Source organism: Salipiger sp. ABN3_019, assembly GCF_056158605.1.
Genome location: NZ_JBSWTP010000009.1, coordinates 1,679,171 through 1,702,787, shown reverse-complemented (window position 1 = coordinate 1,702,787; position 23,617 = coordinate 1,679,171). Strand labels below are relative to the sequence as shown.

Annotated in this window: 18 protein-coding genes; 11 read left to right on the top strand and 7 right to left on the bottom strand. The window is 66.8% G+C overall.

Annotated elements, in window-relative coordinates:
- The first annotated feature begins 111 nt into the window (after nt 1–111).
- The 3 genes from ACXAD2_RS16330 (at nt 112) to ACXAD2_RS16320 (ending at nt 3,784) form a co-directional block, all read left to right on the top strand.
- Nucleotides 112–1,149 (top strand): histone deacetylase family protein, encoded by a 1,038-nt coding sequence (locus ACXAD2_RS16330; RefSeq protein WP_475171943.1) that lies wholly within the window; start codon nt 112–114, stop codon nt 1,147–1,149.
- Nucleotides 1,150–1,181: 32 nt separating this feature from the next.
- Nucleotides 1,182–2,564 carry an aspartate aminotransferase family protein gene (locus ACXAD2_RS16325; RefSeq protein ID WP_066105888.1) on the top strand — a complete coding sequence of 461 codons (1,383 nt, stop codon included), beginning with the start codon at nt 1,182–1,184 and terminating at the stop codon, nt 2,562–2,564.
- A 227-nt stretch (nt 2,565–2,791) separates the two neighbouring features.
- A complete protein-coding gene (locus tag ACXAD2_RS16320) occupies nt 2,792–3,784 on the top strand; it encodes a GntR family transcriptional regulator (protein ID WP_475171941.1) in 993 nt (330 codons plus the stop codon).
- A 96-nt stretch (nt 3,785–3,880) separates the two neighbouring features.
- Here the strand turns inward: ACXAD2_RS16320 and ACXAD2_RS16315 are convergent, their stop codons facing one another.
- Both ACXAD2_RS16315 and ACXAD2_RS16310 read right to left on the bottom strand, forming a co-directional pair.
- Entirely contained in the window at nt 3,881–5,200 is a 1,320-nt protein-coding gene (locus ACXAD2_RS16315) for an outer membrane protein assembly factor BamB family protein (protein WP_475171938.1), read from the bottom strand.
- Nucleotides 5,201–5,246: 46 nt separating this feature from the next.
- Nucleotides 5,247–5,903, bottom strand: coding sequence for a tetratricopeptide repeat protein (locus tag ACXAD2_RS16310; RefSeq protein WP_475171936.1), 657 nt, complete (start codon nt 5,901–5,903; stop codon nt 5,247–5,249).
- A gap of 254 nt (nt 5,904–6,157) precedes the next feature.
- Here ACXAD2_RS16310 and ACXAD2_RS16305 point away from each other — a divergent pair, with 254 nt between their 5' ends.
- The 3 genes from ACXAD2_RS16305 to ACXAD2_RS16295 all read left to right on the top strand — a co-directional run bounded on the left by ACXAD2_RS16305 (nt 6,158) and on the right by ACXAD2_RS16295 (nt 11,618).
- Nucleotides 6,158–7,489, top strand: a complete 1,332-nt coding sequence (locus tag ACXAD2_RS16305; RefSeq protein ID WP_475171934.1) for an efflux RND transporter periplasmic adaptor subunit — start codon at nt 6,158–6,160, stop codon at nt 7,487–7,489.
- Nucleotides 7,486–11,178 carry an efflux RND transporter permease subunit gene (locus ACXAD2_RS16300; protein ID WP_475171931.1) on the top strand — a complete coding sequence of 1,231 codons (3,693 nt, stop codon included), beginning with the start codon at nt 7,486–7,488 and terminating at the stop codon, nt 11,176–11,178. The genes ACXAD2_RS16305 and ACXAD2_RS16300 overlap by 4 nt, the downstream gene beginning before the upstream one ends.
- A gap of 86 nt (nt 11,179–11,264) precedes the next feature.
- Entirely contained in the window at nt 11,265–11,618 is a 354-nt protein-coding gene (locus ACXAD2_RS16295) for a hypothetical protein (protein WP_164184969.1), read from the top strand.
- Between the two features lie 101 nt (nt 11,619–11,719).
- Here the strand turns inward: ACXAD2_RS16295 and ACXAD2_RS16290 are convergent, their stop codons facing one another.
- Nucleotides 11,720–11,917: a hypothetical protein gene (locus ACXAD2_RS16290; protein ID WP_475171929.1), complete on the bottom strand. Its 198-nt coding sequence runs from the start codon at nt 11,915–11,917 to the stop codon at nt 11,720–11,722.
- A gap of 193 nt (nt 11,918–12,110) precedes the next feature.
- Here ACXAD2_RS16290 and pepN point away from each other — a divergent pair, with 193 nt between their 5' ends.
- Both pepN and ACXAD2_RS16280 read left to right on the top strand, forming a co-directional pair.
- Complete coding sequence (pepN, locus tag ACXAD2_RS16285) at nt 12,111–14,660, top strand: aminopeptidase N (RefSeq protein WP_475171927.1); 2,550 nt, start codon at nt 12,111–12,113, stop codon at nt 14,658–14,660.
- On the top strand, nt 14,657–15,397 hold the full coding sequence (locus tag ACXAD2_RS16280) for an SDR family oxidoreductase (protein WP_475171924.1): 741 nt from the start codon (nt 14,657–14,659) through the stop codon (nt 15,395–15,397). The genes pepN and ACXAD2_RS16280 overlap by 4 nt, the downstream gene beginning before the upstream one ends.
- A gap of 131 nt (nt 15,398–15,528) precedes the next feature.
- Here ACXAD2_RS16280 and ACXAD2_RS16275 read toward each other — a convergent pair whose 3' ends face one another.
- Entirely contained in the window at nt 15,529–16,434 is a 906-nt protein-coding gene (locus tag ACXAD2_RS16275; RefSeq protein WP_475171922.1) for a lytic transglycosylase domain-containing protein, read from the bottom strand.
- 298 nt (nt 16,435–16,732) lie between these two features.
- Here ACXAD2_RS16275 and ACXAD2_RS16270 point away from each other — a divergent pair, with 298 nt between their 5' ends.
- Together ACXAD2_RS16270 and gatB are read left to right on the top strand one after the other, a co-directional pair.
- Nucleotides 16,733–17,980 carry a hypothetical protein gene (locus tag ACXAD2_RS16270; RefSeq protein WP_475171921.1) on the top strand — a complete coding sequence of 416 codons (1,248 nt, stop codon included), beginning with the start codon at nt 16,733–16,735 and terminating at the stop codon, nt 17,978–17,980.
- On the top strand, nt 17,968–19,482 hold the full coding sequence (gene gatB, locus ACXAD2_RS16265; RefSeq protein ID WP_066105856.1) for an Asp-tRNA(Asn)/Glu-tRNA(Gln) amidotransferase subunit GatB: 1,515 nt from the start codon (nt 17,968–17,970) through the stop codon (nt 19,480–19,482). Before ACXAD2_RS16270 ends, gatB begins: the two co-directional genes overlap by 13 nt.
- Nucleotides 19,483–19,556: 74 nt before the next feature.
- Here gatB and ACXAD2_RS16260 read toward each other — a convergent pair whose 3' ends face one another.
- The 3 genes from ACXAD2_RS16260 to ACXAD2_RS16250 all read right to left on the bottom strand — a co-directional run bounded on the left by ACXAD2_RS16260 (nt 19,557) and on the right by ACXAD2_RS16250 (nt 22,827).
- Entirely contained in the window at nt 19,557–20,438 is an 882-nt protein-coding gene (locus ACXAD2_RS16260) for a serine hydrolase domain-containing protein (protein WP_475171919.1), read from the bottom strand.
- Nucleotides 20,439–20,495: 57 nt separating this feature from the next.
- Complete coding sequence (locus tag ACXAD2_RS16255; protein WP_475171917.1) at nt 20,496–22,109, bottom strand: OpgD/OpgG family glucan biosynthesis protein; 1,614 nt, start codon at nt 22,107–22,109, stop codon at nt 20,496–20,498.
- 121 nt (nt 22,110–22,230) lie between these two features.
- Complete coding sequence (locus tag ACXAD2_RS16250) at nt 22,231–22,827, bottom strand: TetR/AcrR family transcriptional regulator (protein ID WP_475171916.1); 597 nt, start codon at nt 22,825–22,827, stop codon at nt 22,231–22,233.
- A 124-nt stretch (nt 22,828–22,951) separates the two neighbouring features.
- Between ACXAD2_RS16250 and ACXAD2_RS16245 the strand changes: the two genes are divergently transcribed.
- Nucleotides 22,952–23,521 carry a carboxymuconolactone decarboxylase family protein gene (locus ACXAD2_RS16245; RefSeq protein ID WP_475171914.1) on the top strand — a complete coding sequence of 190 codons (570 nt, stop codon included), beginning with the start codon at nt 22,952–22,954 and terminating at the stop codon, nt 23,519–23,521.
- The last annotated feature ends 96 nt before the right edge of the window (nt 23,522–23,617 follow it).

Here is a 23,617-nt window from a genome sequence, read left to right as displayed (position 1 = left end):
CAGCGGGTGTGCTTTCGGGGTGGCACCTCCGTAGAATTGTCGACAATCCACATTCGACTCGCTACCACGTGGGGCAGAATGACACTGCAAGACCGGAGGTCCCGACTGCCCATGAGATGTTTCTACGCTCCCGAAACCGAAGGTCATGATCCGCAGTTCCGCCTCACCCATGGCACCGTGGTGCGCAACGCCGAGCGCGCCGAACGTGCCAAGCTGCTGCTCGAAGGGCTCTCGCACCTCGATCTGACCGCCGAGACCCCGCCCGAAGCGCCGCGCGCCGCCTATGAGGCGGTGCATACCCCCGAGTTCGTCCGCTTTCTCGAGACCGGCTGGGAAGAGTGGCAGAAGCTGCCGAACGCCGGGCCCGAGGTTGTGCCCAATGTCTTTCCGCGCGGCGAAGTAACCACCTACCCCGAGACGATCATCGCCCGCGCGGGCTGGCATATGTCCGACACCTCTGCCCCGATCGGCGCGAAAAGCTGGGAGGCGACGCGCCGCTCGGCAGATTGCGCCGTGGCTGCGGCCAACGCGGTGATCGACGGCGCCCCCGCCGCCTATGCGCTGTGCCGTCCGCCCGGGCACCACACCACCGCCGATGTGGCGGGCGGTCACTGCCTGATGAATGTCACCGCCATCGCCGCGCAACAGCTGCGCACGGCGCATGAGCATGTGGCGGTGCTGGATATCGACGTGCACCACGGCAATGGCACGCAGGCGATCTTTTATGACCGCGCCGATGTGCTGATGGTTTCGGTCCACGCCGAGACCCATGACTACTATCCGTTCTACACCGGCTATGCCCATGAAACCGGCACGGGTGCCGGTCAGGGGTTCAACCTCAACCTGCCGCTGCCGCGCAGCACCACCTCGGAGGCATGGCTTGCCGCGGTCGATCAGGGGCTGGAGCGGATCAAGGCCTATGCGCCGGGCGCGCTGGTGCTCAGCCTCGGGCTCGACGCGCATGAAAATGACCCCCTTGACGGCATGAAGGTCAGCTTCGATGGTTTCGCCGAAGCCGGACGCCGGATTGCCGCGGCGGGGCTCCCCACGGTGATCGTACAGGAAGGCGGGTATCTCTCGCCCGATCTGCCCACTTCCCTCGCCGCCTTCATGGGCGGTTTCCTCGGCAAGGACCCGCGCGCGGCCTGACGGCGCGCATCTGGAATTCGGAGACATATGACATGAACAAGATCCCCAACTCGCTGCACGCCTCGGACATCGCGCACAGCATGCACCCCTACACCAACATGCGTCTGCATGAGGAACAGGGACCGATGATCATCACGCGTGGCGAGGGTGTCCACGTCTACGATTCCGAAGGCAAGGAATACATCGAAGGGCTCGCGGGCCTGTGGTCGGTCGCCGTGGGCTTCTCGCAGCCGCGCCTGACCGAAGCGGCGGCCAAGCAGATGGCCGAGCTGCCCTATTACCACACCTTCGCCCATAAGGCGCATGAGCCCTCGATCCGCCTCGCCGAGAAGCTGGCCGAGATGACCCCCGAGGGCATGGACCGCGTGTTCTTCACCAACTCGGGCTCCGAGGCGAACGACACCGTCATCAAGATGGTCTGGTTCTACAACAACGCCCTTGGCCGCCCGGAGAAGAAGAAGTTCCTCGCCCGCAACAAGGCCTACCACGGCATCACCATCGCCTCTGGCTCGCTCACCGGCCTGCCGGCGAACCACAAGGATTTCGACCTGCCCGCGATCCCGGTGACCCACCTCACCTGCCCGCACTACTGGAAGTGGGCCGAGGAAGGCGAGACCGAGGCCGACTTCACCGCGCGCCTGCTGAAAGAGGCCGAGGACACTATCCTCGCAGAAGGCCCCGAGACCATCGCCGGTTTCATCGGCGAGCCGGTGATGGGCGCTGGCGGCGTGATGACCCCGCCCGAGGGCTACTGGCCGGGCATCCGCGCGCTCTGCGACAAGTATGACATCCTGCTGGTCTCGGACGAGGTGATCAACGGCTTCGGTCGCTGCGGCACCCCCTTCGGCTGTGAGAAATACGGCTTCACCCCCGACATTATGGTGACCTCGAAGCAGCTGACCTCGTCCTACATGCCGCTGGCCGCGATCATCGTGAACGACAAGGTCTACAACACCATCGCCGATCACACCGCCAAGCTGGGCACCTTCGGCCATGGTTTCACCGGCTCGGGCCACCCCGTCGCCTGCGCCGTGGGTCTTGAGAACCTCAAGATCATCGAAGAGCAGGACCTGATGGGCAACGCCGCCCGTCTCGAAGCCAAGTTCCAGGAAGGTCTGCGCAAGTTCGCCGATCACCCGCTGGTGGGCGAAGTGCGCGGCGTCGGCCTGATCGGCGGCATCGAACTGGCCAAGGACAAGGCAAAGCGCCAGAGCTTCGAGCCCGGCGGCAAGGTCGCCCCGCAGGTGGTGAAATTCTGCGCCGAAGAGGGCCTCATCCTGCGCGCGGTCTACGAGACTGTCGCGCTCTGCCCGCCGCTGATCGTCACCGAGGAAGACATCGACAAGATCCTCGCGCGGCTCGGCAAGGCGCTCGACCGTGGCTGGGAATGGGTGCAGGCCGAAGGTCTGGTCTGACCGCCGCGAATCTTTGGACATAGTTTTAGGGGCGCCCGCGTGGCGCCCTTTTTCCTGCCTTTTGAGCAGCGCCACCCCCGATCTGCGGCCGTTCTGACCGGTATTGCGACAATATTTTGTCACCGGGCATGTTAAGCTGCGTCATTACAGCTTTTTCGCATTCGAATTAAAAAATATATACTCATGCATCGCTTGCCTATTTTCCTCGCTTTGACCAATGCACTCCGATGACCAGTAAACAGGCCCAACTTGACGCAGCGCTGACCCGCATCGCCGCCGCCATCGATCTTGAGTTGAGCGTCCCCGTTCCGCAGCAGTTGCGCGGCGCACTGGAGTTCGGCATCGCCTCGGGCCAGCTTCCGATCGGGGCCCGCCTGCCCTCGGTGCGCAGCATGGCGCGCAAGCTCAGCCTCTCGCCGGTGACGGTCAGCAACGTCTATGCGACGCTGCAGGGCGCGGGCCATCTGGAAGGGCGCGTGGGCTCTGGCACATTTGTCAGTCGCAACGCGCCGGTGGCCGACCCCGAGAAGTTCCACGCGCTGGAGAAGGCGATCACCGAGCTTATCGCTCTTGCGCGGGACTGTGGCATCAGCCGCGACGATCTGGCGACCCGCATCGGCATGGACCGCACCAGCGACGAGCGCCCGCTGCGTCTGCTCATGCTGGGCAATTTCACTGCGGCGACGCGGGATTATGCCGCCGATGTGCGCCCCCATCTGCCGCTTGGCGACAGCATCGAGACAGCGATCCTCGACGATATCTCCGACGACCCGCCGCAGGGCTACGATCTGGTCCTGACGCCGCGCACCCTGCTGCCGCAGGCGCGCGCGCTGTTTCCGGACATCGAAGTTCTGGGGCTGACGGTCCTGCCGAATGAGGCGACGCGCGTCGCGCTTGCCGCGATCCCGCCCACTGCGGCGGTGGTGGGCTATTCGTATTTCCCCACCTATGTGTCGATGATGAAAGCCAATCTTCTGCGCTACGCCCCGCATCTGGCGCGGCTTGACATGGTGGTGCGCGGCGACGAGAGCGAGGCCGCGCGCGCCAAGATCAAGGGCGCCGACGTGCTGGTCTATTCCACCGGCGCAGAGCAGATGGCGGCGCATTTGCAGTCCGGACAAAGCGCCTTCGAATACCGTCACAGCCCCGACAGCGCCGAGCTTCGCGAAGAGCTTTTGCCAATGCTGGAGCGCTGCCGCCAGAGACCCGCGCGGGGCTGACGCCCACACCGCGGCAGACACTAGCCATCATGCAAAAAGGGCGTCCCCATCGCTGGGAACGCCCTTTTTTCAATTCTTGCCGTATGCGACCGACGCTCAGCGATAGCCGTGCAGCGTGCCGTCGCCCGAGACCACATAAAGCGTGCCGCCCGAAACGATCGGGCGCGTGGTCGCGCCGCCTTCGATCGGGGTGGTGCCCACAAGCTGGCCAGAGGCCGGATCAAAGGCCCGCAGCACCCCATCCGAAGAGGCGACGATCAGCCGCCCGCCCGCAAGGATCGGGCCGTGGTGCACAAAGGCGCTGTCACGGCGCTTCTGCGGACGCCGCACCGGCTCGTAGCCCGGCAGGTCCACCGCCCAGATTTGCGCGCCGGTGTCCGCGTTAAGCCGCACCAACTGGTTCTGATCCGAGACCAGATAGACGGAATCGCCCACCGGCCAGACCGCATCGAGCGCGCCCATGCGCGCCGTCCACAGCCGCTCGCCGCTGGCAAGGCTCAGCGCCACAACACGGCCCGAGTGGTTGCCCACATAGACCTTGCCGTTCGAGATCAGCGGATCGCCGGTGATATCGGTGATCGTCGCCAGCGCGCTGCCGTTGCGGCTGCCCGCCACATCAGCGCTCCAGCGCCGCAGCCCGCCCTGACGGAAGGCCGCCTGAACCGCACCCGACCCAAAGGCAAAGACGACGATCTCGCCGTCGAGCGCAGGTGCCGGGGCCCCGGCGACATTGTTGTAATCCTCGGGGTAGTCGATGCGCCAGCGCACGCGGCCCGTGTCGGCCTCGATTGCCCAGCCGACGGAATCGCCGGAGGTCAGATAGACCAGCCCGCCCCGCACCGTCGGCGCGCCGGTGGCCGTGCCACCCAGTTGCTGCGTCCAGATCTCGGCGCCGGTGGCGGCATCAAGCGCGGTCACCTTGCCAAAGCCCGAGGCCACGTAGAGCCGGTTGCCCTCGACCGCGAGACCGCCGCCCTGCGCCTGTTTCGCCTGATCGCGGCTCGGCACCATGCTCTTTTGCCACAGCACGCTGCCGTTGGTTCCGACGGCGCTGACCGTGTGGCCCGAGTCCATGGTGAAGATGCGCCCGCCAGCGGCCACGGGATCGACGTTGAGCCGCGCCCGCTTGCCATCGCCCGCCCCGATCGACGTGGCGAAAACCTGCTGCAGCGGCAGCGACAGCGCCGCGTGGTTGCTGCGCGCGAAGGGCGAGACCGGGCTTTGCGCCGCGAGCCCGCCGGTCGCCGCGCCGACCGAAACCGGGGCCGCGCGGTTGGCGGGCGTGGCCTCTGCCGAGCCGCCCTCAAGCACCTCATGGACGCCCAGCCGTTCGCCGGTGAGCACCGCTTCGGGACGCTCGCAGGCGCTCAGCGCCGTCAGCCCCAGAAGCGCCGCGGAAATCGTGGTGATGCGCAAAACACTGCTCCCGTCAAACTTTGTCACTGCCGCGTCGCGGTCCGGTTCAGCCCGCATCGGGCTCGCCACCGAGCGCCACAATCAACTGCGTTGCGCGCTGGCGCAAGCCCGCGGTGATCTCGGCATCCTGCAGGATACGCTGCAGTTTTTCGAGGGCCGCGTCGTTGTCGCCCGCCTTGATGTCGAGCAGCGCAAGCTGTTCCTCGGCCAGCAGACGCAGCGGCTTGCCGGGCACGGCCAGCGCTTCGAGGCGCACGCGGCGCTCGTCGTCCGACAGGCCCGAATCCGTGCGGCTGACCGCCTTGAAGGCGGCGATCTCGCGGTAAATCTCGGGAAGCCCCTCTTCCGAGGCCGCCTGCTCCAGCAGCGCGGCGGCGGCTGCGGGGTCCTCGGCGTTGACCAGCTCGCTGGCGGCCAGCATGTCGGTCACAGCGGCGCCTTCCGGGCTTGGTGCGGTCACCGCCTGCAGCGCCTCGGCGCGATCCGCCGGTGCGTCGGTGTCGATGGCGCTGCGCAGAGCGTCCCCAAAGGTTTCCGCCTGCGCTTGCCGCTGCACCGCGCTGTATTCGCGCCATGCCGCGCCGCCGACGATGGCCAGAACCACCACGACGCCAACCCAGCCATAGCGCTTGAGCAGCGCGAAGAGCCGGTCGCGACGGACCTCCTCGGTCACCTCATCGATGAAACTGTCGGTATTGCTCACGGGCTGCCTCGTCTTTCGAATGTTGCCCTCTCTTAACGCGGCTGGCGCAGGCTGCCAAGGCCAAGCCCGCGCAGCCATTGCCACATCCCCAGCTCCGCCGAAGACTGGGCAGGCGTGGCAGAGCGCCGCTTGAACGGTTTCCAAAATACCGTATTCTGAACTGGTCAGTTCAGTCACATCTCCGCGCGGCCCCGCGCAACTGGGGCAACCGCCCTGCCACGCCTTGGCGCGGCAGCGAACACGGGAAGCCCAGCATGAAACTCATCTCTATTCTCACCGCACTTGTGGTTGCCGCGGCGCTCTATGCGGTGGTGCTCGACCGCGAGCGGCTGATGGGCTGGGCACGCGGCGGCGCGCCCGCGGGCAGTGCTGCGGACAGTGCTGCGCAAACCTCCGACGGGACCGCGGCCACCGATGCGCCGCAAGAGCCGCAGGCGACGGCCCCCGAGCCCGGGGCGGTGGCGGTCATGGCGCGCCACTCCAAAGCGCAGGAGATCGACGATGCCGTGCTGCTGCGCGGCGAGACGCAGGCCTCGCGCGAGGTCGAGGTGCTGGCCGAGGCTGGGGGCCGGGTGATTTCCGAGCCGCTGCCCAAGGGCACGATGGTCGATGCGGGCGAAGTTCTGTGCAAGCTCGACCCCGGCACCACCGGCGCGGCGCTGACCGAGGCCGAGGCGCGGCTTGCCGAGGCCCGTGCGCAGCGCCCGCAGACCGAGGCCGCCCTGCCCGAGGCCGAGGCGGTGCTGGCGCAGGCGCAGGCCGCCGTGGCCGAGGCCGAGATCAACCTCACCGCCGCGCGCGAGCTGTCGCAGGGCGGCTATTCCTCGCGCACCACCGTCGCTTCTGCCGAGGCCAAGATGCGTGCCGCCGAGGCCAGCGTGCGCAGCGCCGAGGCCGGGCTCGAAGCCGCCCGCGCCGGCACCGACAGCCTCGAAGCGTCGATCCAGAGCGCCGAGGCCGCCGTCGCCAGCGCCCGCAAGGCGGTGGACAATCTCACCATCACCGCGCCCTTCGCGGGCGTGCTGGAAAGCGACACCGCCGAGCTTGGCCTGCTGATGAGCACCACCGGCAACGCCAGCTGCGCGCATGTGCTGAAGCTCGATCCGATCCGGCTGGTGGGCTACGCCCCCGAGGCCGACATCACCCGCGTCACGCTGGGCGCGCGCGCCGGGGCGCAGATCGCGGGCGAGATGTGGCAGGGAGAGGTGACCTTTGTGTCGCGTCAGGCCGATGAGACCACCCGCACCTTCCGCATCGAGGTGACTTTGGCCAACCCCGATCTGAAGCTGCGCGCCGGTCAGACCGCGCGCATCCTGATCGAAGCCGCCGGGGCCATGGCGCATCTTCTGCCGCAAAGCGCGCTCACGCTGAACGACGATGGCCGCATGGGGCTGCGCATCGTAAGCGCCGAGCAGACCGCGCAATTCGTGCCCGTCAGCATTTTGCGCGACACGCCCGAAGGGGTCTGGGTGGCTGGGCTGCCCGATGAGGTGGACGTCATCACGCTGGGGCAGGAATATGTCACCGATGGCGTGCCGGTGGCTCCGAGCTATCAGGAAATCATCCCGGAGGAGATGAGCCAATGACCGGCATCGTCGACTGGGCCGCGCAACGCGCCCGCATGGTGCTGGCCTTCATCGTGCTGTCGATCGTCGCCGGGGCCTTTGCCTATGCCACGCTGCCCAAAGAGGGCGAGCCCGACATCGAGATCCCCGCGCTATTCGTCTCGGTGCCCTTCCCCGGCATCTCGGCGGAGGATTCCGAGACGCTGCTGGTCAAGCCGATGGAGACCGAACTTTCGGACATCGACGGTCTCGACAAGATCAGCGGCGTCGCCTCCGAGGGCTACGCCGGTGTCGCCATGGAGTTCGAGTTCGGCTGGAACCGCACCGAGACCATGGCCGAAGTGCGCGACGCGATGACCAAGGCCGAGGCGAAATTCCCCGAAGGCGCCGAGCAATATTCGATCAATGAGATCAATTTCTCGGAGTTTCCGATCATCATCGTCTCGCTGACCGGCCCCCTGCCCGAGCGCACCATGGCGCGTGTCGCCAAGGATCTGCAGGACCGGGTCGAGGCGCTCGACTCGGTGCTGGAGGCGGGCATCGCGGGCAACCGCGACGAGATGCTCGAAGTGGTGATCGACCCGCTGAAGCTGGAAAGCTACAACGTCACCGCCAACGAGTTGATCCAGACCGTTCAGAACAACAACCAGCTCATCGCGGCGGGTGAAGTGCGCAGCGAGCGCGGCACCTTCTCGGTGAAAATCCCGTCGAGCTTCCGCGAGCCGCAGGACATTTTCGATCTGCCGATCAAGGTGAACGGCGACCGGGTGGTGACGCTGGGCGATCTTGGCGACATCCGCCTCACCTTCGAGGACCGCACCGGCACCGCGCGCTTCAACGGCGATACGGCGGTGGCGCTGCAGGTGGTGAAGCGCAAGGGCTACAACCTCATCGACACTGCCAAGGCGGTGCGCGAGACCGTGGCCGAGGCGCAGGACGGCTGGCCGCAAGAGCTGCGCGCCACCGTGGTGGTCGAGGAAAGCAACGACCAGTCGCGGATCGTGGATTCCATGGTCAGCCAGCTTGAAGGCGCGGTTCTGACAGCCATCGCGCTGGTGATGATCGTGGTGTTGGGCTCGCTCGGCACCCGCGCGGCGCTGCTGGTGGGCTTTGCCATCCCCACCTCGTTCCTGCTCTGCTTCGTGCTGCTGGCGGTCATGGGCATCACCATCTCGAACATCGTGATGTTCGGGCTGATCCTTGCGGTGGGCATGCTGGTCGATGGCGCGATCGTGGTGGTGGAATACGCCGACAAGCGCATCTCGGAAGGCGTCGGACCGATGCACGCCTATGTGGAGGCGGCCAAGCGGATGTTCTGGCCGGTGGTCAGCTCCACCGCCACCACGCTTTGTGCCTTCCTGCCAATGCTGTTCTGGCCGGGGGTCGCGGGCGAGTTCATGGGCATGCTGCCGGTGACGCTGATCTTTGTGCTCTCGGCCTCGCTGATCGTCGCGCTGGTCTATCTGCCGGTGATGGGCGGCGTCTCGGGACGGTTCTCACGCCTGCTGCACAATGCCTCGCTTGGCCTGCGCAAGCTGGTGAAGACATGGCCCATGCGCGCGGCGCTGGTGCCCTTGGCGCTGGGGGGCATGCTGCTGGGGGCGCTGCTGGTGCTGAACCCCTCGCTGCTTGGCTTCACCCTCATCGAAGGCCGCGGCGCACGGGTGCCGGGCATCGTGATCTTTCTGATCTCGGCGGTCATGGCTTCGATCACGCTCGACGCCGCGCAGATCGAGCGCAAGCGCACCAAAGTGCGCAAGACCTATCGCCGCACGATCTTTGGCCGGGTGATCCAACTGGTCACCGGCAACCCGGTGATGCCGCTGGTGACCATCGGCGCGGTGATCTTCTTCGTGATCTCGGTCTTCGGCTACTACGGGCAGAACAACAACGGCACCGAGTTCTTTACCGAAAGCGAGCCCGAGCAGGCCATCGTCTATGTCCGCGCCCGCGGCAACCTCTCGCTGGCCGAGAAGGACGCGCTGGTCAAACGGGCCGAGAAGATCGTTCTGGCGCACCCCGGCATCGAGACCGCTTTCTCTTTCGCTGGCGACGGCGGGCTGGAGTCGAACACCGGCGGCGCGCAGCCGCCCACCGACACCATCGGGCAGATCCAGCTTGAAGTGGTGCCGTGGGAAGACCGCCGCAACCAGCCCGAGCTTGACGGCGACATCGTTCTGGCCGAGCTGACCGAGGACCTGTCGACCATCCCCGGCGTCGAGACCGAGATCCTCAACCTCGCCATGGGCCCCGCCTCGGCCAAGCCGGTGCATCTGCGGCTCAAGGGCGACAATTGGGACGATCTACTGGCGGCGGCGGGCACCGCACGGCAGCAGTTCGACGGCACCGCCGGGCTGCGGCTGATCGAGGACACCCGCCCCCTGCCCGGCATCGACTGGCAGATCGACGTCGACGTGGAAGAGGCCGGGCGCTACGGCGCCGATGTGGCCACCGTGGGTGCCATGGTGCAGCTTGTGACGCGCGGCGTGACGCTCGACACCATGCCGGTGGACAGCTCCGACGAAGAGATCGACATCCGCGTGCGCCTGCCCGAGGAGAACCGGGTGCTCTCGACGCTCGACAACCTGCGGGTGCGCACCACCGAGGGGCTGATCCCTCTGTCGCATTTCATCACCCGCACCCCGGTGCCGAAGCTTGCCGAGATCAACCGCGAAGGCCGCAAGCGCCATTTCGACGTGAAGGCGGGCGTGGCCGAGGGGCTGGTGAAATTCACCTCCGAAGGCGTGGTGCTTGGCTATGGCCGCGAGGCACCCGGCGGCGCGGTGAGCCTGCGCGGCACCGGCTATGACATCACCAGCACCGAGGCGGGCGTAGAGCCAAGCGCCATCACCGACGCGGCGCAGGCGGGCACGCTGGCCTCTGTGCCCGTGACTGCAAACGAGCGCATCGCCGCGCTGACCGAATGGCTGCAGGACGCCCCGCTGCCGGATGGCATCAGTTGGGAATGGACCGGCGATCAGGAAGAGGAAGCCGAAAGCCAGGCCTTCCTCACGCAGGCCTTCGCAGCGGCGCTGGGTCTGATGTTCATCATCCTGCTGGCGCAGTTCAACAGTTTCTACAATTCGGTGCTGGTGCTGCTGGCGGTGATCCTGTCGACCGCCGGGGTGTTCCTTGGGATGATCGTGCTCGACCAGACCTTCTCGATCATCATGTCGGGCACCGGTGTGGTGGCGCTGGCGGGCATCGTGGTGAACAACAACATCGTGCTGATCGACACCTTTCAGGATTACTCGCGCTATATGCCCCGGCTCGAGGCCATCGTGCGCACCGCCGAGGACCGCATCCGCCCGGTGCTGCTGACCACGATCACCACCATCGCGGGCCTTTTCCCGATGATGATCGGCCTCAGCCTCGACTTCTTCGGCGGCGGCTACACGCTCAACGCGCCGACCTCGCTGTGGTGGAAGCCGCTGGCCTCGGCGGTGGTCTTCGGCCTTGCGGTGGCGACGGTGCTGACGCTGGTCTTCACGCCCGCCATGCTGGCGCTGCGGGTGTGGCTCTCGACCTACGCGCATTGGCTGGCGCGCCTGCTGGCGATCGCCTCCTTCGGGCGCGGCAGCCGGGCCGCACGGGACTGGGCGCTGCAGCGCGAGGCGCGCAAGGTGAAGGCGCCGCTGATCCTCTGGGACGACCCGGACGCGGCTGGCAGCAGCCCCGGCGCGACCAGTTCCATGCGCGCGGCGGAATGACGCCCACCATGGCAGCCTGAGCTGCGGCACCTATATAATAAAGAGCGGGCGCATTTGAGCGCCCGCCCGTCACCGGGAGCCGCATTGTGAAGCCGTCGCTGATTGCCCTCGCCCTGATCGCAGGCGCCGCCCTGCCCGCGCCGCTTGCCGCGCAGATCAAGGGCTGCGTTGCCGACAAGAACGGCATCACCCGCTGCCCCGGACCGTCGACCTTTTCGACCGATCATCTGGGCATCACCCGCGAGCATCGCACGGCGCCGCAGACCACCGACAAGAACGGCATCGTGCGCGACAACACCGGCGGCGGCTATTTCATCGCCCCCGGCGATCCCACCGTCGACCGGGGCGGCACGATCAGCAACAAGCGCCCGCCCAGCACCATGCGCCGCGGCAATCAGACCTGCACCACCGACGCCAACGGCATCACCCGCTGCGAGTGACCGGCGCGCGCCGCGGCAACGGCCCAACACTAGACCGGCAGGCATGAAAAAGCCGCCGAAGGGGGGGACCCACGGCGGCGATCACTCGTCACGAACCTCGGTCAGTCGCTGGCGGGCGGCGTTTGTGCCTGCTCTGCCGGTGCAGCCGCCTGACCCGGATCGGGTTCCTCGCCGCTGAACGCAGAGGCCAGCCACCAGACCAGCAGAATCGCGACAACCGCCAAGGCGCCCCATATGCCCCAGAGCGGGCCACGGTGCTGACGTTCCTGTGTCTCGGTATTGGTATCGGGGGCGGACATGGTGTTCCTCCTGTGGTTCCTCCAGAGCGGCCCGGCCGGCCCGAGGGAACAGGGCCGACCGAGATCCGGCGTGCCATCCGGACTTTCCGCGAGGCGGGCGGTTGCCGCGCCTCTCTCATGGGCATAACGTCCCGCTGACGCGCCGGTTCCGGCGCGGCCGAAGCCCTCCACCCCAATAGGCCAGGAGACGCCCATGAAGGACGCAAGCCCCCAGACCATCTACCTCAAGGATTACACCCCGTTCGGCTGGACCGCCGAAGAGGTACATCTGACCTTCGTGCTTGCGCCCTCGGCGACCCGCGTCCGCTCGCGCATCCGCTTTGCGCCCAACCCCGACGCGCCGCAGCAGAATTTCTTTCTGCATGGCGAGCAGCTCAAGCCGATCTCCTTTGCCATCGACGGCGCGCCGGTGAGCCCCGAGGTCACCGAGACCGGCCTCACCTGCGCCGTGCCCGAGGGCGCCTTCATCTGGGAGGCCGAGGTCGAGATCGCCCCGGTGGAGAATTTCGCCCTTGAAGGGCTCTATATGTCGAACGGCATGTATTGCACCCAATGCGAGGCCGAGGGCTTTCGCAAGATCACCTTCTACCCCGACCGCCCCGACGTGATGTCGGTCTTCACCGTGCGCATCGAGGGCGATGAGACGGTCAAACTGTCGAACGGCAACCCGCAGGGTCAGGGCGACGGCTGGGCCGAATGGCACGATCCGTGGCCGAAGCCCGCCTATCTGTTCGCGCTGGTGGCCGGTGATCTGGTCAACCACCCCGGCGCCTTCACCACCATGTCGGGCCGCGAGGTCGAACTGAACCTCTGGGTGCGCCCCGGCGACGAGGGCAAATGCGCCTTCGGCATGGAGGCGCTGAAGAAGTCGATGAAATGGGACGAGGAGGTCTATGGCCGCGAGTACGACCTCGACATCTTCAACATCGTCGCCGTGGACGATTTCAACATGGGCGCGATGGAGAACAAGGGGCTGAACATCTTCAACTCCTCCGCCGTGCTCGCCTCGCCCGAAACCTCGACCGACGCCAATTTCGAGCGCATCGAGGCGATCATCGCGCATGAGTATTTCCACAACTGGACCGGCAACCGCATCACCTGCCGCGACTGGTTCCAACTGTGCCTGAAAGAAGGTCTGACGGTGTTCCGCGACGCGCAGTTCACCTCCGATATGCGCAGCGCCGAGGTCAAGCGGATCTCTGACGTGATCGACCTGCGCGGCCGCCAGTTCCCCGAGGATCAGGGCCCGCTCTCGCACCCGGTGCGCCCCGAGAGCTTTCAGGAGATCAACAACTTCTACACCGCCACCGTCTACGAGAAGGGCGCCGAGGTGATCGGCATGCTCAAGACGCTGGTCGGCGATGAGGCCTATGCCAAAGCGCTCGATCTCTACTTCGAGCGGCACGATGGGGATGCCGCCACCATCGAGGACTGGCTGAAGGTCTTCGAGGATGCCACCGGGCGCGATCTGACGCAGTTCAAGCGCTGGTATTCGCAGGCAGGCACGCCGCATGTGGCGGTCTCCGAGGCCTTCGAGAATGGCACCTATACGCTGACCCTCAAGCAGCACACGCCGCCCACCCCCGGCCAGCCCGACAAGGCGCCGCAGGTGATCCCGGTGGCCGTGGGCCTGCTCTCGCCCAACGGCGACGAGGTGCTGCCGACCAAAGTGCTGGAACTGACCGAGGCGGAGCAGAGCTTCACCTTCGAAGGGCTGAGCGCAAAGCCCGTGCCCTCGATCCTGCGCGGCTTTTCGGCCCCCGTGGTGCTGGAGCGTGAGACCTCCAAGGAAGAGCGCGCCTTCCTGCTGGCGCATGACACCGACACGTTCAACCGCTGGGAAGCGAGCCGCGATCTGGCGCGCGAATGTCTCGTGGCGATGATCACCGAGGGCGCAGAGCCCGACACCGCATGGCTCGACGGGCTCGAGGCGGTGATCCGCGACAGCGCGCTCGACCCGGCCTATCGCGCGCTGATGCTGGGGCTGCCGACGCAATCCGAACTGGCGCAGGTGCTGCACCAGCGCGGCGTCACCCCCGATCCCGATGCGATCTGGACCGCCACCGAGACGCTGAAGAAGACCCGCGCCGAGCGCTGGTCGAAACTGCTGCCGCAGCTTGCCGAAGAGGCCAAGGTCACCGAGCCCTACCAGCCCGACGCCGAGCAATCTGGCAAGCGCGCGCTTGGCTCGGCCGTTCTGGCGCTGACCTCGCGTCTTGATGGCGGCGAGGCTGCCAAGGCGCAGTTCGAGAGCGCCGACAATATGACGCTGCAGCTTTCGGCGCTGGCCTGCCTCGTGCAGGCGGGCGCGGGCGAGGACGCGCTTGCGAAGTTCCGCGCCCAGTGGAACGGCGACCGGCTGGTGATGGACAAATGGTTCGGCCTGCAGGTCGCGGCCTCTGGCCCGTCGGAGACCGCCGACCGCGCCAAGGCGCTGACCGAGGATCCCGACTTCGACATGACGAACCCCAACCGCTTCCGCGCGGTGATGGGCGCGCTGGCGATGAACCACGCCGGGTTCCACCGCATCGACGGCGCGGGCTACCAGCTGCTCGCCGACTGGCTGATTAAGCTCGACGAGAAGAACCCGCAGACCACGGCGCGCATGTGCTCGGCCTTCCAGACATGGAAGCGCTATGACGAGACGCGCCGCGGATTGATGAAGGCGCAGCTCGAGCGCATCGCCGCCAAACCGGGCCTGTCGCGGGACGTGACCGAAATGGTCACGCGGCTGCTGTCATGAGCCGCCTGCTGCTGGTCACCGGCGGCAGCGCCGGCATCGGGGCGGCCTGCTGCCGCCTCGCCCCCGCCCGCGGCTGGGAGCGCGTCGTGGTGCACTACGGGCGCGACAAGGCCGGGGCCGAGCGCGTCGCCGAGGAGGTGCGCGCGCAAGGTGCAGAGGCGCATGTGGTCGGCGCCGATGTCTCGGACCATGCACAGGTGGCGCAGCTTTTTGCCGAGTTGACCGCGCTGACGCCGGGGCCGCTCGATCTGGTCAACAACGCCGGGATCGTCGCGCCCACCGGGGCGCTCGCCGATCTGACACCGGACCGGGTACGCCGGGTCTTCGAGGTGAATGTCTTTGGGGCCTTCGAGGTGGCGCGGCAGGCGGTGGCCTACATGCGCGCCCACGCGGGCGGCGGCGTCGTCAATGTCAGCTCGGTAGCCGCGCGTCTGGGGTCTGCGCGGCAATATATGGACTATGCCGCCAGCAAGGGCGCCATCGACACGTTCACGCTGGGGCTGGCGGATGAGCTGGCCCCCGAGGGCATCCGGGTGAATGCCGTGCGTCCGGGCCTCATTGAGACCGACATCCACGCCAAGGGCGGCGAGCCCGACCGGCTTGCCCGCATCGGCCATACCCCGCCGCTGGGCCGTGCCGGAACCGCCACGGAAGTCGCAGAGAGCATCCTGTGGCTGCTGTCGGACCGTGCGGGCTATGTCACGCGCAGCATCCTCGACGTGGGCGGCGGGCGCTGAGGCGCCCTGCCCCCTGCTCCTCTGCCGCTTGATCCTTCGGGCGGACTGAACCCGGACTGAGAGCGGAATGAAAAACGGGCGGAACCATTTCTGGCTCCGCCCGTTTTTACCCTGAAACGATCTTCAGCAGATCACATGTCGTCTTCCAGCAGGCGGCCCTGCGTCGAGAAGAACGCATGTGCATAGCTTGCATCGAGCGAGCGCGAATGCTCCAGCGGGCTGGTGGCCGGACCCGGCTCGTTCGCCGCCATGATGCCGGGCAGCAGGCTGACCGGACGCTCGACCGGGCGCAGCGAGCGGCCCATGCCGGTGCAATAGGATTGTGCGCGGGTCCATGCGATCATGTCCTCGCGCTTCTTGCGCGAGTGGAACGGACCCCAGTCGGCCGCCACGCCGCGCATGTTCTGGCTGACCACGCCGTCACGCGCCACGGTGCGCGCCATGATGCGCAAGCCGCACGCAAGGTTGGCCCGCGGGTTCTTCAGCGCCTCGACGTTGGTCGCCTGACAGCCATAAAGGCGCGCGGTCGACGGCAGGATTTGCATCAGGCCGATCCACTTGCCGCCGCCGCCAACTGCGGTGGGACGGAAGGTGCTCTCGTGCTTGACCAGCGATGAGACGAGACCGAGCCAAAAGGCCTCGCGCTGCTCGCGCGAGCCGCTTTCATAGGCCGGGCACCACGTGTCGATATCCGCGGGCACCACGTCGGGGAGCGCATTGGCCGGGCCGCGCAGCGACGAAAGCACCGCCAGCGACCACGTGCTGCGCCCGCCGGAGGTTCCCCAGCGGGCCTTCGGGATGGCCACACGCCGCGCCAGCGGGCGCCGCGACACAGACACCGCCTGCAGCGATTCCGGAGCGTCGGGCATCGCATGGGGCGAGACCCGGGGCATCGTGGGCGCCGCGACCGCGAGCGCGGCCTGAGCGACGGACGAAGGGCCCGTGTTGGCCTGTGCCACCGATCCGAGCGGTGGCACAATCATGAGCGCCGCAAGGGCTGGAATGAAACGGTTCAGCATGAGGCGAAACTTGCCCATCCCGGACATTTCCGACAACCCTTTGCGCCAGCTATGGGCGGCGGATCGCCGATCGCGCCGGGAAATGGTTGAAACTCCGAAGGATTCTTGCCTACAGCGGCCCCGCAACACTCCTTAAATTTCGAACAATTCGCCATTGCGTCAGCGGAGGTCCGCCGCTGTTCCGCCCGAATCCCTCGGCAGTTTTTGGGTCATGCGCCATGATCCTTCTCGCCCCAGACACCCTCTCCCGCCGCCCCGGATGCTCGCACGGCTGGGCACTTTGGCAGGGCGCGCGCCGCAGCGGGATGCCGATGCGATGGGCGGCCAACCAGCCTATAAGGGGAATGCTGCGTCTCCGCCGCTGGCGATTGATTTTCCCCTGCGCAGCCCCGCGCCAGAGACGCAGGCGCGCGAGACCTACCGCCAGCAGGCCAGCCGCCTCGCCCGGCAAGAGCGCTGGGACGACCTGACACAGATGCTGCGCGCCGCCGACCTCGGGCACGAGCGCACCCCCGCTGGCATGCCCGTGGCACGGCTGCTCTGCGAGGGGGCCTTTGCCGACACGGTGTCCTGTGCCCGGCGCGCCACCGGCTCTGGCGACGTTGAGGCCGCGCATCAGGTGCTGCGCGACTGGGCCCGCGCCCTGGGCCCGACGGTCGAGACGCCTTGGCGCGCGCTGCTGCTCGCCAGCGCGCAGCTGGAGGTCGCGGCGCTTTTCCGCGGGGCGCCGGGGGCTGCGGATCCCAATGCCGCGCGGTGTGCCGCCGCGCTGGAGCACCTTGAGGCCGCGCTCATGACCCTGCGCCCGCATGACCCGCGCAGGCTGGGCTCGGCGGCGCTGGCGGCGGCGCGCTGCCGCGTGGTCGAACTGCTGCCCTGCCCCGAGGCGCGGCTCGCCGCCGAATATGAGGCGCTCGTCGCCGCCGAACCAGACTGCCCGGCAAATCTACGCGCCTATGGGGTCGACCTGTCTCCGGCCCGTTTCGGCTCTTGGCCCGCGCTTGACCGGGCGGCGCGGCGCATGGCCATGCTGACCGCCGCGCATTGGGGCAGCGGGGCTTATGCGTGGATGTGGTGGGATGTGCTTGTACAGCAGCCTGCGGGCTTTGCGCATGTGGAGGCCGAGTATTTCGTCGCCGCGCTGCACGACATCCTCGAGGCGCGCCCGGGCCAGCACATGGCCAACAAGCTTGCCGCCTACTGTGGCCTCGCGCTTTCCGGGGACGCGCCGCCCGCTTCGGCGCGCGCCCGGATCACCGGCTGTTTCGATTGGATCGTGCAGGACCACCTGCGCGAAGTGCACCCCGAGATCTGGACCGCCGCCCGCCCCCTGCCCGGCTGCGCCGATCCGGCCGCCGCCCTGCGGCTTGGCACCAGCCGCGCCCGGTCTGCTCTGGCCGAACATTTCGCCGATGAGGTGGCGCGCGGGCGCAGCGTGATCTTCACGGAAACCGGCATCCACCTGCAGCCCGCACCGGGCGGCGCCTGCACCCTTGCCCCCTGTCCCGCTCTGGCGTATCCCCGTCGCAACCTGAGAGACGAGGACCCCCTATGCTTGACCTGAGCTTCGAGCCCCCCAAACCCAAGGTCATTGCCGGCGCCAAATACGATTGGGAGCTGGTGATCGGGATGGAGATTCACGCCCAGATTTCCACCGAGGCAAAGCTGTTCTCCGGCGCCTCCACCCAATTCGGCGCCGAGCCGAACTCGAACGTGGCCTTCGTGGACGCGGCGATGCCCGGCATGCTGCCGGTGATCAACGAGTATTGCATCGAGCAGGCCGTGCGCACCGGGCTGGGTCTGAAGGCCGAGATCAACCTGAAATCCGCCTTCGACCGCAAGAACTACTTCTACCCCGACCTGCCGCAGGGCTATCAGATTTCGCAGCTCTACCACCCGCTGGTGGGCGAAGGCGAAGTCATCGTCGACATGGAGCCGGGCATCGCCCGCAAGGTGCGCATCGAGCGCATCCACGTCGAGCAGGACGCGGGCAAGTCGATCCACGACATGGACCCGTCGATGTCCTTCGTCGACCTCAACCGCACCGGCGTGGCGCTGATGGAGATCGTCAGCCGCCCCGACATCCGCGGCCCCGAGGAAGCGGCGGCCTATGTGGTGAAGCTGCGCCAGATCCTGCGCTATCTCGGCACCTGCGACGGCAACATGCAAAACGGCAACCTGCGCGCTGACGTGAACGTCTCGGTCTGCCGTCCCGGCCAGTACGAGAAGTATCAGGAGACGCAGGACTTCAGCCACCTCGGCACGCGCTGCGAGATCAAGAACATGAACTCCATGCGCTTTATCCAGCAGGCCATCGACTATGAGGCGAAGCGCCAGATCGCCATCCTCGAAAACGGCGGCTCGGTGGATCAGGAGACCCGTCTTTACGATCCGGACAAGGGCGAGACCCGTTCGATGCGCTCGAAGGAAGAGGCGCATGACTACCGCTACTTCCCCGACCCCGACCTGCTGCCGCTCGAGATCGAGCAGGGCTGGGTGGACGATATCGCCGCCTCGCTGCCGGAACTGCCCGACGAGAAGAAGGCACGTTTCGTCAAGGACTTCGGCCTGTCGGAATACGATGCGGGCGTGCTGACCGCGGAAGTGGTGAACTCGGCCTATTTCGAAGAGGTGGTCACCGCCTGCAACGACGGCAAGCTGGCCGCCAACTGGGTGATCAACGAGCTGTTTGGCCGCCTCAAGAAAGAAGGCCATGACATCACCGAGAGCCCGGTCTCGCCGGCGCAGCTTGCGGGGATTATCGCGCTGATCAAAAAGGGCGACATCTCGGGCAAGATCGGCAAGGACGTCTTCGAGATCCTCTACACCGAAGGCGGCGACCCGGCGCAGATCGTCGAGGCAAAGGGCCTCAAGCAGGTCACCGACACCGGCGCGATCGAGACCGCGGTGGACGAGGTGATCGCGGCCAACCCGGCGCAGGTCGAAAAGGCCAAGCAGAACCCCAAGCTCGCGGGCTGGTTCGTCGGTCAGGTGATGAAATCCACCGGCGGCAAAGCCAACCCCAAGGCGGTGAACGAGATCGTCGCCGCGAAGCTGGGCCTCTGACAGACCCGCTCTTTGAGACAAGAAAGGCCGCTCAGGTAGGGCGGCCTTTTTCTTTGCTGCGCTCCTTGAGCCGTTCAGGCCCCGCCCTCGCGCAGCGCGATGCGCAGCGCATCAAACTCGGCAACGCCCTCGTCATGGCCATCGGTGAAGCTCGCCACCGTGACGGGGCGCGGCAGATCGGGGAAATGATACACGGCGTTGACGCTGAACGGTCCGGCCCCCGAATGCCCCGACGCGCGCCCTGCCGCGCCCACCTCTCCGGTCATCAGCCCGAGGCCGTATCCGCATAGCGTCCAGGGCCGCCCCTCCAGCGCGCCGCCAAGCTCGTGCCGGTCGAGCATCTGCGTCAGGCTTTGCGCTGACACAAGGCGCCCGTCGAACAGCGCATGCAGGATCAGCGCCGCATCCTCGGCGGTCCCGATGAGGCAACCGTGGTAGACCCAGCCCGGATGGTAGCGCCGCGCGGCGGGCCAATGCACCTGCGCAAAGTCCTCGCGGCTTTCGGCCAGCCTGCAGCCCCGCAACCCGAGCGGCGCGGCGATCATATCCCGGATGAGCGCCCCGAACCGCTGCCCCGAAACCGTCTCGATGTGCTGCCGGGCCAGCATGTAACCGAGGTTGGAATAGGCCCAGCCCTGCCCCGGCGCGAAACGCACGCCCTGCGCCATGGTGCGGCGAAACAGCGTCTCGGTCGGCCACGGCTCTTCGTCCGCCGCGACCGCGTGGCGGTAGGCAGGCAGCGGGCCGTAATCGGGCAGCCCGCCGCTGTGATCCAGAAGCTGCCTCAGGGTGCAGGGTGCGTCGCTGACCTGCGCGTCGAGATCAAGCTCGCCATCCTCGGCCAGCCTCAGGGCGCAGATCGCCAGAACGGTCTTGGTGAAGCTCCAGTAAGGAAACACGCGCTCCGGCACGCCCTCGCTGCCAGAGCCCTGCGCGGTGATCCAAAACGCATCCATCGCTTCGCCCTCCTGACGCAGTCACCTAGCGCGGGTTAGGCGCATCGCAAGCTCGCCTCAGCCGGTGGCAGCGAGAAGCGCGCGCAACTGGCTGGGGAAGAGTTGCAGGATCATCGTCTCGGTCTTCGCCTCGCCCTCATGCGCCACATAGACCCGCATGTCGATGGGCTCGTCATCGCCCTCTTCCAGCGCCGAAAAATCGAGGTCGAACATTGCGCGCCAGTTCTCGGCATCGACCACCTGATAGGCCGCCTCGCCCGAGATCTCGCCGCGCGAGGCACTGACCACCGGCAGGGTTTCGGGGCCGCGCTCGATGCCCTCCATGCCCATGGGCTCGAAATCGCAGACGATCTTTACCGTGTCCGCCGGGCGCGGCTGTCCCGGGATGCCGCCGCGGCCGATCCGCACGGCGCGGAAGCGCGCGCTGCGCGGCGGCACCGGGCAATCCTCGAGCCATGTCAGCTGGTACTCGAAGCTGAAAGAGCCGCCCGCCACCGCCGCCTCGGAGGGGGTCCAGAAGGCGACGATATTGTCGTGGATCTCATCGTCGGTGGGCAACTCAATGAGCGTCACCGCGCCCTCGCCCCATCCGGCCTTGGGCGCCACCCATGCCGAGGCGCGGCGCTCGTAGAACACGCCATCATCCTGATATTGCTCGAACTCCCGCTCGCGCTGCATCAGGCCAAAACCCGTCGGATCGGTGGTGCCAAAGCTGTTGGCCATCACCCGCGGCGGGTTGCCCAAGGGCCGCCAGATGCGCTCGCCATTGCCCAAATGAATCTCCAGCCCGTCGCTGTCATGCACCTCGGGGCGCCAGTCGGCGGCGATGTGGCGGTCGGGCTTGCCGTACCAATACATCGAGGTCAGCGGCGCCAGCCCCAGCCGCTCTACATCGCCGCGCAGGAAGACCTCGGCAGAGACGTCTTGGATTACCCCGTTGTCGCGGCGCGAGGCGATGCGATAGGCGCCAGTGGCGCGCGGGCTTTCAAGCAGCGCATAGGTGGTCAGCGCGCCGCCCTCGCCCTGCTCCAGCCAGAAGCGGGTGAAGCGCGGGAACTCTTCGGGGCCATCGGGGATCGCCGTATCCATCGCCAGCCCGCGCACCGACAGGCCGAACTGCCCCGAATAGCCCGCCGTGCGCCAGTAAGACGCGCCGAGGAAGGCCATCCAGTCGAGCCGCTCTTTGGGATCCTGCACCGCGAAACCGGCAAAACCTTCGGTCTTTTCCAGCCGGTTGGCCGGGTTGCCGACGGGAATGTCAAAAAGATCGCGCGAGAAAGGCACCTCGCGCGCGGTGCCGTTTTCCAGCGCGTAGACATGCACCGGCTCGGGGAAATAGCGGCCCGGGAAGAAGAAGCGCACCGGCTGCGCGTTGCCCTGATCGGCCCAAAGCGCCTTTTCCTTACGGAAGCTGATCGCGCCGTGGGCGTCATAGTCGATCTGCTGCAGGATCTCGCGGTCGGGCACCGCCATCGGGGTGAAACTCTCTTTCGCCAGATTGCCCGCCAGTTCCTTCAGCCCCTCGAAGCTGAAGCTCTCGGGCGGCCCAAGCGGGATACCCGATGCGATGGCGCCATCCTGTGCGCGGGCCAGTTCCGGCAGCAGGCAAAAGGCCCCCGTGCCGAGGGCGGATGCGAGGAAAGCGCGGCGATCAAGAGTGTCATCGGACATAGGAGGCTCCGGAAACTGTATGTCGTTGCCCGCTTATTTGGCGCATTTCTGCGCAGCAGCAATTCCCTAGCGTTAACATGGGCAAGGCTTCGCCGATAGCGCCGCTGTTCTGCCCGATTGTTCAGCCCGTTGCCAACGCCTCGATATCTCCGGCGATGTCCTCGGCCAGCTGCGCCACACGCGCCTGCGAGTCGGTGCGCTGCGCATAGGCGCGCAGGCCAAATATCTCGGCCTGCAAGCGGCTCGCCAGCCGCTCGGGATCGGCCCCGACAGGCAATTGCCCCACCCGCTGCGCATCGCGGTAGACCTCGGCGAATGCCGCCTCCATGCGGCGCATCAGATCCTCGGTCTCGGCCCGCAAACCCGGATCATCGTCGGGCGTTTCCAGCAGCGTTTTGACCAGCATGCAAGCGCGCGACGGAGCCTGCCGCGCCTCGGGACAGCCGAGGCTGCGCACATGCCCCGCCAGCGCCGCAAGCGGCGTCGGGCCGCGCGCCATCATGTCCTGAAACTGCGCCTTCGAGCTTTGCGCATAAAGCCGCAAGGCCTCGGCAAAAAGAGCCTCTTTCGATCCGAATGCCGCGTAGATCGAGCCCGGCCGCATGTCGAGCGCCGCTTCGAGATCCTTCAGCGAGGTGGCGTGATAGCCCTTTGCCCAGAACAGCGCGAGCGCCTTCTCCAGCACCTCTTGCCGGTCATGCCGTGCCTGTCTTGCCATTGCGCGGACGCGCTCCTTTCCGCTCACTTGAGTGATTGCTCAAAATATATCTTGAGTGATCGCTCAGGTAAAGCTAAGCCTTCCGCATGAATTTGAGCAATCACTCAAGAATCGGAGGATCCCCATGACCGACTTCACCATCCACACGCTCGAAAGCGCGCCCGAGGCCAGCCGCCCCCTGCTCGAGGATTCGAACCGCAGCTTTGGCCGGGTGCCCGGCCTGCACGCGGTGATGGCCGAGGCCCCGGCGCTGCTCGACGGCTACAAGCATCTGCACCGGCTCTTTGGCGAGGCCACCAGCTTTGACAAGGATGAGATCACCGTGGTCTGGCAGACGATCAACGTCGAGCATGAGTGCCACTACTGCGTGCCCGCCCACACCGGCATCGCCAAGATGATGAAGGTGGATGACGCGATCACCGAGGCGCTGCGCGACGAGACGCCCCTGCCCAATGCACGGCTCGAAGCGCTGCGGAGCTTCACGCTGCAAGTGGTGCGCCAGCGCGGCGATCTGAGCGCGGCACAGGTCGAGGCGTTTCTGCAGGCAGGCTTCACCCGCCAGCAAATCCTCGAAGTGATCCTTGGCGTGGCGCAGAAGGTGATGTCGAATTACACCAACCACCTCGCAGAGACGCCGGTGGACGCGGTGATGCAGAAATTCGCGTGGGAGAAAAAGGCAGAGGCGGCAGCCTGAGCTTTCCTTCGACGCAAGCAAGCGGGCGCGCCAGTTTGGCGCGCCCGATCTCTTTGTCCCTGCCCCCAAGGCTCCAAGAGGCTCCCCAAGCCTGCC